Source organism: Stenotrophomonas nematodicola (assembly GCF_009467805.1).
Lineage (GTDB): Bacteria > Pseudomonadota > Gammaproteobacteria > Xanthomonadales > Xanthomonadaceae > Stenotrophomonas > Stenotrophomonas nematodicola.
Window position 1 is genome coordinate 944,405 of record NZ_WIAY01000001.1, and the last position, 13,153, is coordinate 957,557.

13 protein-coding genes are annotated in these 13,153 nt (G+C 58.8%); 1 reads left to right on the forward strand and 12 read right to left on the reverse strand.

Annotated elements, in window-relative coordinates:
* Positions 1–32 precede the first annotated feature (32 nt).
* From GDJ08_RS04505 to GDJ08_RS04545, 9 genes are all read right to left on the reverse strand, one after another.
* A complete protein-coding gene (locus GDJ08_RS04505; RefSeq protein WP_028690947.1) occupies positions 33–1,340 on the reverse strand; it encodes an NAD(P)/FAD-dependent oxidoreductase in 1,308 nt (435 codons plus the stop codon).
* 18 nt (positions 1,341–1,358) lie between these two features.
* Entirely contained in the window at positions 1,359–2,189 is an 831-nt protein-coding gene (fghA, locus tag GDJ08_RS04510) for an S-formylglutathione hydrolase (RefSeq protein WP_023464790.1), read from the reverse strand.
* 58 nt (positions 2,190–2,247) lie between these two features.
* The gene (locus GDJ08_RS04515) at positions 2,248–3,582 is read right to left on the reverse strand and encodes a DUF3422 family protein (protein WP_023464791.1); all 1,335 of its coding nucleotides are present in this window, start codon (positions 3,580–3,582) and stop codon (positions 2,248–2,250) included.
* A 182-nt stretch (positions 3,583–3,764) separates the two neighbouring features.
* The gene (locus GDJ08_RS04520) at positions 3,765–4,163 is read right to left on the reverse strand and encodes a VOC family protein (RefSeq protein ID WP_023103885.1); all 399 of its coding nucleotides are present in this window, start codon (positions 4,161–4,163) and stop codon (positions 3,765–3,767) included.
* Between the two features lie 43 nt (positions 4,164–4,206).
* Positions 4,207–5,316: an S-(hydroxymethyl)glutathione dehydrogenase/class III alcohol dehydrogenase gene (locus GDJ08_RS04525; RefSeq protein WP_011871467.1), complete on the reverse strand. Its 1,110-nt coding sequence runs from the start codon at positions 5,314–5,316 to the stop codon at positions 4,207–4,209.
* A gap of 59 nt (positions 5,317–5,375) precedes the next feature.
* Positions 5,376–5,651: a formaldehyde-responsive transcriptional repressor FrmR gene (gene frmR / locus GDJ08_RS04530; RefSeq protein WP_028690946.1), complete on the reverse strand. Its 276-nt coding sequence runs from the start codon at positions 5,649–5,651 to the stop codon at positions 5,376–5,378.
* A 282-nt stretch (positions 5,652–5,933) separates the two neighbouring features.
* Positions 5,934–6,824 (reverse strand): carbon-nitrogen hydrolase family protein, encoded by an 891-nt coding sequence (locus GDJ08_RS04535; protein WP_028690945.1) that lies wholly within the window; start codon positions 6,822–6,824, stop codon positions 5,934–5,936.
* Entirely contained in the window at positions 6,821–7,429 is a 609-nt protein-coding gene (locus GDJ08_RS04540; RefSeq protein ID WP_028690944.1) for a GNAT family N-acetyltransferase, read from the reverse strand. Before GDJ08_RS04540 ends, GDJ08_RS04535 begins: the two co-directional genes overlap by 4 nt.
* Before the next feature lies 1 nt (position 7,430).
* Positions 7,431–7,838 (reverse strand): ketosteroid isomerase-related protein, encoded by a 408-nt coding sequence (locus GDJ08_RS04545; protein WP_023103882.1) that lies wholly within the window; start codon positions 7,836–7,838, stop codon positions 7,431–7,433.
* A 154-nt stretch (positions 7,839–7,992) separates the two neighbouring features.
* Between GDJ08_RS04545 and GDJ08_RS04550 the strand changes: the two genes are divergently transcribed.
* Complete coding sequence (locus tag GDJ08_RS04550) at positions 7,993–8,898, forward strand: LysR family transcriptional regulator (protein ID WP_023103881.1); 906 nt, start codon at positions 7,993–7,995, stop codon at positions 8,896–8,898.
* 150 nt (positions 8,899–9,048) lie between these two features.
* Here GDJ08_RS04550 and uvrB read toward each other — a convergent pair whose 3' ends face one another.
* The 3 genes from uvrB to GDJ08_RS04565 all read right to left on the reverse strand — a co-directional run bounded on the left by uvrB (position 9,049) and on the right by GDJ08_RS04565 (position 13,065).
* Positions 9,049–11,025 carry an excinuclease ABC subunit UvrB gene (gene uvrB / locus GDJ08_RS04555; protein ID WP_028690943.1) on the reverse strand — a complete coding sequence of 659 codons (1,977 nt, stop codon included), beginning with the start codon at positions 11,023–11,025 and terminating at the stop codon, positions 9,049–9,051.
* 375 nt (positions 11,026–11,400) lie between these two features.
* The gene (locus GDJ08_RS04560; protein WP_023835768.1) at positions 11,401–11,832 is read right to left on the reverse strand and encodes a DUF488 domain-containing protein; all 432 of its coding nucleotides are present in this window, start codon (positions 11,830–11,832) and stop codon (positions 11,401–11,403) included.
* 252 nt (positions 11,833–12,084) lie between these two features.
* Positions 12,085–13,065: an IS5-like element ISPa26 family transposase gene (locus GDJ08_RS04565; protein ID WP_153164618.1), complete on the reverse strand. Its 981-nt coding sequence runs from the start codon at positions 13,063–13,065 to the stop codon at positions 12,085–12,087.
* Between the last annotated feature and the right edge of the window lie 88 nt (positions 13,066–13,153).

Genomic DNA, 13,153 nt, shown 5'->3' on the forward strand with positions numbered 1-13,153 from the left:
CTGATAGTTGACGTTCCGATAAGGTGTGCACCTCAATCCAGAGAGCCGGATTTATCCAACGCCGTGGGCTCTTTGTCGCTAATCGCATGCATGATGATGCGAGAGCCGCGGTAGCCGATGCTATGGTTCCATACCCAGCTCAACGCGACGCTGAGACGATTTCGCGTACCGATCAGAAAGTAGATATGCGCGAGCTTCCAGATCCACCACGCAAAGGCTCCACGCAGCTTAACCCGCCCCATGTCAATTACGGCCAGGCTGCGGCCGATGGTGGCCAGGTTCCCCTGATGCCGGTATTTGAAAGGCCCGTCAGCGGGCTTGCCTTTCAAACGCCGTCCAATGAGGTTGGCGACGTACTTGCCTTGCTGTTTGGCGGCGGGGGCGATGCCCGGTACGGGCTTCCCATCAGCCATGGTGCACGAGGCGGTATCGCCGATGGCGAAGACCTCCGGGCGACCGGCCACCGTCAGGTCGGGACCAACGACCACTCGACCCGCACGATCAGACGCAGCACCCAACCAGCGAGCCGCGGGAGACGCCTGGACGCCGGCGGCCCAAACGATGGTCTTGGCCGAAAGAGGCTTGCCGCCATACACCACGCCGTCGGCCGAGCATTCGGTGACCGGCGTACCCAGCACGACCTCGACCCCGAGCTTTTCGAGTGCCTGGCGCGTATAGGCCGAAAGATCCTCTGGAAAGACGGACAACAGACGCGGGCCCGCCTCGATCAGTACAACCCGGGACGTGCTCGGGTCGATCGAGCGGAAGTCACGCGCCAGCGTGTCTCGTGCAAGCTCGGCGATGGTCCCGGCCAATTCAACCCCGGTGGGACCACCACCGATGATGACGAACGTCTGCAGCGCGGCACGCTGCTGAGGATCGCTCGTGCGCTCGGCCTCCTCGAAAGCCGCGAGGATTCGGCCTCGAATGGTCGTGGCATCTTCCAGCGTCTTCAACCCCGGCGCGAAAGCCCCCCATTCGTCGTGTCCGAAATAGGCATGGGTAGCACCTGTCGCGAGTACGAGCGTGTCGTAGGTTTGGCGCGAGCCATTGTTGAGAATGACCTGACGCGCGTCCTGGTCGATACCTTCCACTTCCGCCATCAAGGTGTTCACTTCCGGGCGATTTCGGAATAGATAGCGAATAGGCCAGGCGATCTCGGATGTCGAGAGAGATGCCCCTGCGACCTGGTAAAGCAGCGGCTGGAACAGGTGATGATTGCGCCGGTCGATGATCGTCACATCGACCTCGGCACCAGCAAGCTGGTTGGCAACCTCGATCCCGCCGAAGCCCGCTCCGATAATGACGACGTGATGTCGGTTTTTGGAGGTCTTTGTCATGACCTGATCTCCTCTCTCTCAGCGTTTCAGCGCCGATGCGTGGTGTGCCATATGCTCGCCAATGAAACTGGCAATGAAGTAGTAGCTGTGGTCGTAGCCTGGGCGCAGATTCAACGTGAGCGGGTGCCCCGTCTCGTCGCAGGCCTTGCGCAGCAGATCGGGCTGAAGCTGACTCTCCAGGAACTCGTCGCCCAAACCCTGATCCACCAGCAGCGGCAGACGCTCCTGCACGGTGCGAATCAGCTCCACGGTGTCGTACTGCTTCCACGCCTCCCGGTCGCTGCCCAGGTACGCCTCGAAGGCCTTGTGTCCCCAGGGAACCTGGGTGGGCGCGACGATGGGCGAGAAGGCCGAGACGCTTCGATAACGGCCCGGGTTGCGCAGGGCGATGACCAGAGCACCGTGTCCCCCCATGGAATGGCCGCTGATGCTCCGCTCCGCTGTCACGGGAAAGTGGGCCTCGATCAGCGCCGGTAGTTCCTGCACCACGTAGTCATACATCCGATGATTCGCAGCCCAGGGTTCCTGCGTGGCGTTGACGTAGAAACCTGCCCCCTGTCCGAGGTCATAGGCGGGATCGTCGGCAACGCCTTCGCCGCGAGCGCTGCTATCGGGCGCGACGACGGCAATGCCATGTTCGGCTGCGTAGCGCTGGACGGCGGACTTGGTGATGAAGTTCTGCTCGGTGCAGGTGAGGCCTGAAAGCCAGTACAGCACCGGCACCTTGCCGTGCTGTGCCTGCGGAGGCAGATAGACGCCGACTTTCATCGTGCAACCGAGCGTCGTGGATTCATGCTGATAAACGTCCTGCCAACCATCAAAGCTGGCGTGATGTTCGATGCGTTCCATGGTGTTCTCCTATGTTCAAAGGAACGGCGCAGCTCTCGCGCGCCAGGACGGCAGCTCGTCAGGAAGATTTCTCTTCCGCTGCCGTGTCGCCGTGGGCGTGTCTGATCCTGCGCACGATCCACCAGATCGTCAGCATCACCGCAGGCACCAGAACCGCCATCACCGGCGCCACGCTGTCGTGAACCATCGGAATGCCCTTGAGCAAATAGCCGAGAAGACTCACGACGTAATAAGAAATTGCCGCGACCGACAGGCCTTCGACGGTTTGCTGAAGGCGCAATTGCATCTTGGCCCGGTTGTTCATCGACGCAAGCAGATCGCGGTTCTGGCGTTCAAGCTCGACGTCGATCCAGGAACGCAGCAACGCGATGGCCCGGGTCAGCTTGTCGGAGAGCTTGGTCTGGCGCTCCTTTACGGATTGGCATGTCCGCATGGCGGGAGCGATGCGACGCTGCAGGAAATCCGCCCAGGTGCAGTACCCGGATACGGCCTCTTCCGAAAGCGCTGCCAGCCTTTCCTCGACGATCTCGTAGTAGGCACGGCTGGCGCCGAAGCGATAGAGATTCGCCGCAACGCCAGCTTCCAGCTCGGCAGCCAGGCCGGTCAATTCGGACAGCAGCACGTCGCTGTCGCGCCGTTCCACCAAGCTCGTACACATCTCGTCGGTGATCGCCGCAAGGCGCGACTCCATGCGTCGCAGTTCCGACGTCATCGATCGTGTCAACGGCAGGGACAGCAACGCCAAGGTGCGGTAAGTCTCGATCTCCAGCAGACGTTGAGCCAGCGCACCCGCCCGCGCCGGGGTCAAATCGCGGGCCAGGACGAGGATCTGCGTCAGGCCATCCTCATCCTGTCGAAAGTCGGTCAGGATGGCGGCAGAGCCGTTCTCCACCAGCGAGTAGCACAGGCTGGCAGGATCGAAGCGATCGACCTCCTTCTCCGTTTCCGGCGTCCACGGAAGAAGTCTCAAACGGATGCCGGATACGACCGGGCCGGGAGGAACAAATCCATGCTTGAACGGATTTTCGCCGCACGGCTCTCCCGTCTCGGAATCCAGCGAAGCGCACCAGAGATACGTCGAGAACTCGGTGTGCTTTTCGCAGTGCAGGTCTCCTTCATCCCATGTCACGCCGTGGAGCGGCGTAGTATGGTCGGGTTCGGCAACGCCGAAGCGATGAGACAACTCGCTCATCGCCATCTGATCCCTGGCCTGGTCGCCTTCGGTCATGAAAGCGAGCTGCAATATGCCGCGGGGGGCCTGAATCAAGAGATGCGGGCGCGCGTGCACTTCACCCACGGCGGCAGCACGATCGGTATAGGCCGGCATGCCGTACACGGTGGCGGTCGGGGTGGGTTGTACGGTCGTCGTATTGATGTTGGCCGGCTCTTTCATAACGACCTCATTTCTTCTTGGTTGAAAAACACGCTTCAAAGCAAATGCCCGCAGCCATGCGTTTCGCACATGGCTGCGGGCCGATCTTCATGAGCGGGCACCGCTCTACACGGTCCGTCTAATAGGCTCGCCGTGTAGAGGCTTGTGCTGGCCCTTTCAGAACGCCCTCAGCTTCCTAGCTTTCAGACGAAGGTGTACGAGCAAACCTTGTTGCCCGCCGGATCACGCAGGTAGGCCGCATAGGCACCCGGCAGGTGGCCACGCGGGCCAGGCTGGCCCTCGTCGGTGCCGCCTGCGGCAAGGCCGGCGGCGTGGAAGGCATCCACTTCGGCGGGAGTGGCGGCCGCAAAGCCGACCGTCACGCCGTTGCTGGAAGGCGCTTCACCATTGCCCGGACGGGCGATGATGAAAGCCGGCTTTTCGCGACCGAAAAGCACCCATCCGTTGCCGAAAGGACCGAGGTTCTTGATGCCGAGAGCACCCAGAGCGGCGTCATAGAACGCGGCCGACTTCTGGACGTCGGCGGCGCCGATGAAGACGTGCGAGAAGATGCCGTCGCCGGAAATGACAGGATTGGACATGGTTAATTTCCTTGGTGGTTGGTGTTGAATGGATAGTGAGTGATCAGTAGTGGATCACCGTGCGAATCGACTTGCCTTCATGCATCAGGTCGAAGGCGTGGTTGATCTCGTCGAGACCCATGGTGTGAGTGACGAACGGGGCGAGATCGATCTCGCCTTTCATTGCGTCTTCCACCATGCCCGGGAGTTGGGTGCGCCCCTTGACCCCGCCGAAAGCCGACCCCTTCCAGGTCCGGCCGGTGACCAACTGGAACGGACGGGTCGAGATTTCCTTGCCGGCCCCGGCGACGCCGATGACGATCGACTGGCCCCAGCCGCGGTGGGCAGCTTCCAGAGCCGAACGCATCACGTTGACGTTGCCGATGCACTCGAAGGTGTGATCGACACCCCAGCCAGTCATCTCGATCAGAACCTCGTGAATCGGCTTGTCGAAGTCCTTCGGGTTGAGACATTCGGTCGCGCCGAAGGTACGAGCCAGTTCGAACTTCGCCGGATTGGTATCGATGGCGATGATGCGGCCCGCTTTGGCCTGGCGTGCACCTTGAATCGCAGCGAGACCGATGCCGCCGAGGCCGAAGATGGCCACCGAGTCGCCGGGCTGTACCTTGGCCGTGTTGTGCACGGCGCCGATGCCGGTGGTCACGCCGCAGCCCAGCAGGCAGACGTGCTCGGGGTTGGCGTCCGGGTTGATCTTGGCCAGCGAGACTTCGGCGACGACCGTGTATTCGCTGAAGGTCGAGCAGCCCATGTAGTGGTAAAGCGGCTGACCGTTGTACGAGAAGCGAGTCGTACCATCGGGCATCAGCCCCTTGCCCTGGGTTGCGCGAACCGCGACACACAGGTTGGTCTTGCCGGACTTGCAGAACAGGCACTCGCCGCATTCGGCGGTGTAGAGCGGAATGACGTGATCGCCAGGCTTCACGCTGGTCACACCTTCACCCACCTCCACGACGATACCCGCACCTTCATGACCCAGCACGACCGGGAAGAGACCTTCGGGGTCGTCGCCCGACAGGGTGAAGGCGTCGGTATGGCAAACGCCGGTATTCGTGATCTTGATGAGCACCTCGCCCTTGCGCGGCGGCTCGACGTCGATCTCGACGATTTCCAGCGGCTTTCCTGGCCCGAAGGCAACTGCTGCACGTGATTTCATGATGTCGCTTCCTTTACTAGCTAACTAAATTTGCCCTCACCGAGGGCACCCTGGTGCCTCTATCGCAGATAGGAGCGGACGATAGAGATGGTCTCGTCAATGGACTTGTTCTGCGAATCGCTCCTGATTTCGCTACTGGGAAATTCTTCCCGCAGATAGCTCTCCAGAACGGTTGCCATCAATCCGTTGACTGCCCCACGAACGGCCGCAAGCTGCTGAAGAATTGCAGGGCATTCCGCACCTGCATCAAGCGTTTGCTCAAGAGTCGCTACCTGACCTTTGATGCGCCGGATGCGCGTCAGTGCTTGCTTCTTTTCTTCCGGACTGTGTGGCATCGAACACCTCTCTACTTGGGTACACCGCCGCATTATACAATACTCCCCCATAGTATATGCGGCCGAACTTTGCCACAAATTCTGTGCTCTTCGAGCACTCTTACAGGCTAGTACAGGTTTGTTCCCAAGAAGCGCAAAACATTCAAATCAATGAATATTTCTTGCATGTATCGACAGCATCGGGGCAAGTTCAAAACTGGTCAAACTGGAAAAATCTATGCGCAGATAGATATGACCTATCTAAGCCGACTCATCGAGTTGAAGCTATCAAGATGAGACCGGCTAGGCGACCTGATGACCCGAGTGTCGAGCTTTCCGCAGTGCAGGCAACATCTGTCCGTCCCAGTCACGATCGACCGCAACCTGGGCCTGTTCTTGGTTTCGTTCGAGTGCTTCAACGTCAAGATCACCGATCGCCCATGTCTGCGTGCCGCAAGTAGTCGCGAGAATGCCATCCTCGGGGAATCCACGATCCATGGGTGCATAGATCGTGGCCTCGCCAGTGTTCGTGTCCAGCGCCGGACTCCAGTCAGCAGCTCCGGTCGTCACGGCCTGTGCGACGAACATCCGGTTCTCCAGTGCCCGCGCCATGCAGCCCACACGAACCCGGGTTGCACCTGCCCTCGTGTCCGTACAGCTCGGGACCAACAGCAGGCGTGCACCCGCCTCTCGCTGGGCTCGCACGGGCAATGGAAACTCACTGTCGTAGCAGACAGCGATGCCGGCACGCACGCCATTCAGGTCGAACACTTTGAGTTCGTCGCCCCCCTCGATGACGCCAGTGTCTTTCTCGAACCCCGTCAACTGCAATTTGTCCTGGTAGTCACGCGTGCCGTCCGGCGCAAACCACCACGCCCGGTTGCGATAGCGATCCGGTCCAACCCGGGTCAAGAACGTACCGGCCTGAATGGTCATGCGCAGCTCGCGCGCCAGGTCGGTGTACAGGGCCAGCCACGCAGGCTGCAAGGCCTGCAGCGCGGCCAGCGAGGCGTTGAAATCCTGGCGGATGCCAGGCTCGAACATCGCAGCCAGTTCGAGGGACAGATATTCTGGCAACACGGCCAGTTCCGCTCCGGCACGGCTCGCCTCCTCCAGAACCCGCCGCTGCCGCGCTGCGAATGCCTCGAAGCCCGTGGGCTGACCCACTGCGTATTTCGCAACTGCTACTTTCATTTCGCGTTCTCCAGGGAGCGCAGCCACATCGTGAGCGTCTGCTCGGTTTCGCTCGGCTCACCCACCTGTTTCCAGGGCAGCGTAACCTTCATGTCCGACTGCCGCACGTAGCCACGACGGATCCAGAAGGGATCATTACTGCGGTAGTTGGAAGGACGCCGGGGATCGTCGTCTGCTCGATCCACCGACGCGAACGATGTCCACTGCATGCCGCCCAACGAACGGGCATGCGCTTCGCGTTCGTCAAAGAAGCGATGGCCCAGGCCAAGGCCCCGGAAGGCCGGGAGCAGGACTGATTCGCCGCAGTAAAACACTGCCTCCATCGGGATTCCTCGATCGGCGAACGGCACCTGGAAGGCCGGCTCCGCATCGCCGAGCGGCAATCCCGTGGACGCACCCACGACCACGTCATCAGCGAGCGCGAGTACCAGCAGGCTGTCTGCCGAACGGGCGTACATAGCGAGGTAGTGCTTCTCGTATTCGGTGTCGCCCTCGTACAGGTAAGGAAAGCTGCGGAAGACGCTCGCCCGCAGGCCTGCCACGGCATCGAACCATTCGGCAATGTCCGGACCACGATGAACCAGCACCTGCACGTCGCTGGTCATTTCAGGCGTCCCCTCCAACCTGTGCGATCCAGTCGCCGAGGTTGTAGTAGTTGGTGACACGAGCGATCTTGCCATCGCGGATCTCGAAGAACGCGCCGCCCGGCAGCACGTAGCGCTGGCCCTGGGCTTCCGGCAGCCCGTCGTCCGTGACCTTGTATTCGCCATGCACCACGTACTCCGCGCCTGCACACAGGCCGTCGGCGCTGACCATCACCACGATCCCGCGCAGTTGCTCGCCATAGCAGCGGTCCATGCGCTGCAGGAAGGCGCGGAAGGCTTCGCGACCGACCTCACGAGCGCCCTGGTTCAAGTCGTGCGCGACGTCATCGGTCAACATTGACAGCATGGCCTCGCGGTCACCGCGGTTGAAGGCGTCGTAGTAGGCAGTGATGAGAGTCGCAGCGTTCATTCGCGTTCCTTATTGGGTTGTTCGGAGCGGAGCATTCCGGGGTGTTGTCAGTCTGGGCAACCGCGCCTCCCTTGTATATGGAATTGTTGCGATTTTATAATTCCACAATCTGGAACAATCAACGAGCAGCGAAATCGGCCATAAGGCGTGCGTCATGAACAAGGAAATGGAACTACTGCGCATCTTTCGGGTGGCGGCCGAAAGCAGCAGTTTTCGCGATGCGGCCGTCCGGCTGGGGACTTCTCCGCAAGGTGTAACCCGTGCCATCCAGCAACTGGAGCAACACTACGGCGAGGTGTTGTTTCATCGAAGCACGCGCCAGGTGCGCATCACCGCCTTCGGCGAAGGGCTGCTAGACCAAGTGCGCCCCGCATTGGAGCGGTTCGAGGATCTGTGGCGAACGCCTGGCTCCGACCAGCAGGCCTCTCTGTCCGGTACGGTTCGCATCACCGCACCGCACAGCTTGGGCACCAGAGCGGTGCTACCGGCACTGGAGCGCGTGGCCGCGCGCCATCCCGGCATCACGCTGGATGTGCGCCTGTCCGATCGCATCAGCAATACGGTTGACGAAGGGATTGACGTCGGGATCAGGGTCGGATTCATGCGCGATAGCCGCTTCGTCGCACGCAAGGCCGCCGACATGAGACTCCCCATCGTTGCCGCTCCGCGCCTGATCAAGAAAGTGGGCGTACCTGCAAACATCGATGCGCTAAGCAGCCTGCCAGTTACCGTGGCCTTGGATATCAATACCGGCCGTCCCTGGCCTTGGCACTTCAAGGCGGGACGCCAGTGGACACCTACCGCACCCACTCTCGTCGCAGACAATGCCGACATGGAAATGGGAGCGGCGCTGGCCGGGATCGCGTTCGCGCAACTGGCGGACTACATGGCCGCCCCCTACATTGCCAGCGGGAAGCTCGTGCGAGTGCTGGAGAACGAAGAACCTCCGGCATGGGGGTTGTACGTCTATCGGCCTCAGCGTGGCCCCATTCCGGGAAGGGTTCGAGCGGTATTTGATGAAATGCTGGTCGCCGTTGGATCGTTGCCAGCTTTGCGCTGACACGTCGCAAGACGCTGTAGGGCACACACCTTGGAAAGCGGGGCACTGAGCCTCGGCGGCTCACCCCTCCGGTTGAATGATGAGCCGACCGTCTGCCCGCTTGCCCCAGGTGCAGATCGGTCGGCCATGCAACTCAATGCCGGCGAACGATTAGATGTAAATGAATTGCCGGTACAACCCATCCAACTGATGACGAATGTCTTCGACGCGCTGCTCGTCACCGGTATCGGTAAATTCGAGTAGCTGCTGTTCCTTGGCAGTGATCTGATCGCAAAGGTCGGACAAGTTCTCGCAGAAAGCCTCGGAATGAACGGTGGGCTCCTCCGTATTCGTCTCTTCCCCTGCTAGTTTTCGCACAGACGAGGCTGGAGAAATCCCATTTTCCTCGTTAAAGGCAATTTGAAGCTGCCTGCGCCTATTGGTCTCATCGATCGCCTGCTTCATCGCCGGCGTCACCGCGTCGGCGTACAAGATCGCCTTGCCGTTTTCATTCCGAGCGACTCGACCGATCATCTGAATGAGCGCATGGGCCGAACGCAAGAACCCTGCACGGTCTGCATCGAGAATGGCAACCAATGATGCCTCTGGAATATCCAGCCCTTCGCGCAAAAGACTAATCCCAATCAAAACATCGAACTCTCCTGCGCGCAGGCCATTGATGATCTCAACACGATCCTCCGCTTTTATGTCCGAATGCATGTAGCGCGCTCGAATCCCGTTGTCCGTCAAGAAATCCGTTAGCTCTTCTGCACTGACCTTCGTCAGCGTAGTCACAAGCACTCGATTCTTTCTCTTCACGCACTTCGATATTTCGGCAAGCAGGTCATCTATGTATCCATCCGCTTTCCGCACTTCAACCTTGGGGTCAAGCAGTCCCGTTGGCCTGATAACCTGTTCGACAACCCTGCCTTTCGACACCCTCAGCTCGTAGTCGCCCGGAGTAGCGGAAACAAAGATGGTCTGAGGCTTGACCTTCTCGAACTCGTCAAAGTTCAATGGCCGGTTGTTCTTCGATGAAGGCAAACGGAACCCGTAATCGATCAGCGTGTCCTTGCGCGCCTGATCCCCCCGGTACATTGCGGATATCTGTGGCACCATGACATGAGATTCATCGACGAACAGCAGCCCGTCTTTCGGCAAATAATCCAGCAACGTGATCGGAGGAGAAGCTGCGTCTCGGTCGCTGAAGTAGCAGGAATAATTCTCCATCCCCGAGCAATAGCCGACCTCGCGCATCATTTCCACGTCATGCGTGATCCGCTCGTACAGTCTGTTTGCCTCGACCAAGCGATTATTCCTGTTCAGCTCGGCAACCCGCTCTTCCATATCAGCGAGTATCTTTTTGGATGCAGAATCTATTTTGTTCGTGGGCGGTGCGAAAAGCGTTTTTGGCGAAACCAAATAATGGTCTATCTCTCCCAACGTCTTGCCAGTAACAGGGTCCATCCATTGGACAGACGCAACAGTGTCATCCAACAGTTCCACCCGAACCGCCCTGTACTCGGAATCAGCGGGGAAAATGTCAATCACATCACCTTGGACGCGGAACGTTGCACGCTTGAGCGTACGCTCCGTGCGATCATATTGCAGCAAAGCCAAGCGACGAATTAGCTCTCTCTGGTTTAGTTTGACCCCAGGGGACAGAGCGATCTGTAGCGCTCGATATGCATCTGGATCACCCAGGCCGTAGATTGAAGACACCGAAGCGACGACGATCACGTCACGACGCTCAATCAAGGATTTGGTCGTGGACAGGCGCAGGCGCTCAAGGTGGTCATTGATGGCCGAGTCCTTCGGTATGAAACGATCGGTGCCCGGCATATAGATCTCGGGCTGAAAATAGTCGTAATACGAAACGAAGTACTCGACCGCATTCTCAGGAAAGAAGTGCTTCATTTCACTATAGAGCTGCGCGGTCAACGTCTTGTTGGGAGCCAAGATCAACGTGGGCCGCTTCAGACGATGAATCACATTGGCCATGGTGAAGGTCTTACCTGAGCCGGTGATACCTTTCAGCGTCTGGTGCGTCGCACCTTCTTCTATGTCCGACAGCAGCCGCGCGATCGCCTCTGGCTGGTCCCCCGCCGGCGTATAGTTGGAGTGCAGAATAAACATACCGGTTGACATTAGATATCTCCTAATTGAGCTACTTCAATTTGTCCTGATGTATCGGCTATTCCAGAAGACCTATAGCAGTACCAAACTGGGGTGTAAATGACGGCGATCCTGCCGCGCCCCACCTGGGCGTAGGCGTCGCCAACATGATAGCCCAACACATGGGCGGGCTTCCCAGTGCATATCCGCCGATCGCCACGACGTCAGCCAGCGGCCCGTCTGCCAATGCACCTGGAGCCACTCGCCTCGTTGAGCGCTGACATCGAGCCGTGGCGGGCGAGGTTGCTCTGTACGCCCAATGTGTGGCGCCGGCTCCCGCCGATACGCGCCTTTGTCTCTCTCAGCCCTCCAGACGAGGCGTTGGAAACGTGGAGCTACGTCGCCCCTCTAAAGATGCACGATCTCAACATTCGGCCATTTGCCTGCAAGGTACTCGGCCACTAGCCTCCGATGGCAGTGATGGGGCTTGTCTTCGCTGCAAAGCAGGCAACTGTTATCAATCTTTTCTTTATCGATTGACTCAATCTTTCGGGACGACATTAAATCCAGAAATTTACTGGCGTAGATATCCCAATCTCCCCCTTTTATTTTATATTCCTCGAACATGTCTTTGGTTGGAGCAAGTGCTGGTAGATGTTCATATTCCATCCCACACAACGCCTCGGAAAAATATCGAAGATCCTCGCGTTTAGCGAACCCGGCCAATTGCGAAACATTATTCAGGCGAACATCGACAAGGCGCTTGGCACCAGAAGCACTTAACTTGGTGAAGAAGGACCGCGCGGAGGTCTTAGTGAATCCAATCGTGAATATCTTCATCTGCCTTATTCCCCTCGTTCCTTCATCCATAAATGGCTGTTATTGAGCTACCGCCAGGCATGCCCGTCAATCGCAGCTAAGGAAACGCTGGGGGCATGGTGTACTAGGGATGGTCTGAAGTAGCCCCTGTTTTCCGGCTACTTCGCCATCGACACTTTCAAAAAACGGTAGCCGCTCAAATCCCGGTCAAACCTGCCGTCTATTTCAGCCTTTTTTGCCGCTGCAAGCACCTCGCAGCAGTCACTTCACTCTTCACGGACGCACCTCTCCTGCATTGGAGAGCAAATGTCGACGCGCCATCCAAATGTTCGACAGGGCGAACAGCGTCACCATCTGAACAGTGTTTTTCACCAAGCCTCGGAAGCGCACTTTCGTATAACCAAACTGGCGCTTGATCACCCGAAATGGATGCTCAACCTTGGAGCGAACCTGGGCCTTGGCTCTTTCGATCTTACGTATCGCTTTGTATAACGCGCTGCGGTTACCGTGCTTTTTGTAAGTGCTGCGCCGGGCTGCAATCTGCCAGATGACTTGGCGCCCCTCATGCTCTTCACGCTTCTCTACACCGGTATAGCCCGCATCAGCGCAGACCACGTTCTCACCACCGTGCAGCAGTTTGTCGACTTGGGTTACGTCCGCGACGTTGGCCGCAGTGACCACCACGCTGTGCACAAGCCCGGACTCATCGTCGACACCAATGTGAGCTTTGGCACCGAAGTAATACTGGTTGCCCTTCTTGGTCTGATGCATTTCCGGGTCGCGTTTGCCGTCCTTGTTCTTGGTCGAACTGGGCGCATGAATCAGAGTGGCATCGACGATGGTGCCTTGTCGCAGTGACAAGCCACGGTCGCCCAAATAGCCATTGATCACGCCGAGAATACCGGTGGCCAACTCATGCTTTTCCAGCAGGCGACGGAAGTTGAGGATGGTGGTTTCATCCGGGATTCGCTCCAGGCTCAGACCGGAAAACTGGCGCAGGATCGTCGTCTCGTACAGCGCCTCTTCCATCGCCGGATCGCTGTAACCGAACCAGTTCTGCATTAGATGAATCCGCAGCATCGCCATCAGCGGATAGGCTGGACGGCCCCCTTCGCCCTTTGGGTAATGAGGTTTGATCAGAGCAATCAAACCCTCCCAGGGTACGACCCGATCCATCTCTATCAGGAACAGCTCCTTGCGGGTCTGCTTGCGCTTACCGGCGTACTCGGCATCGGCGAAGGTCATTTGTTTCATCATCGAAAAGCTCGGCGATTGGTGTCCGGGGATTTTGCCAAATCAGGAAGTCTTTTTCAGGATTTCCCCAGCTGCGCCACAACGGCCA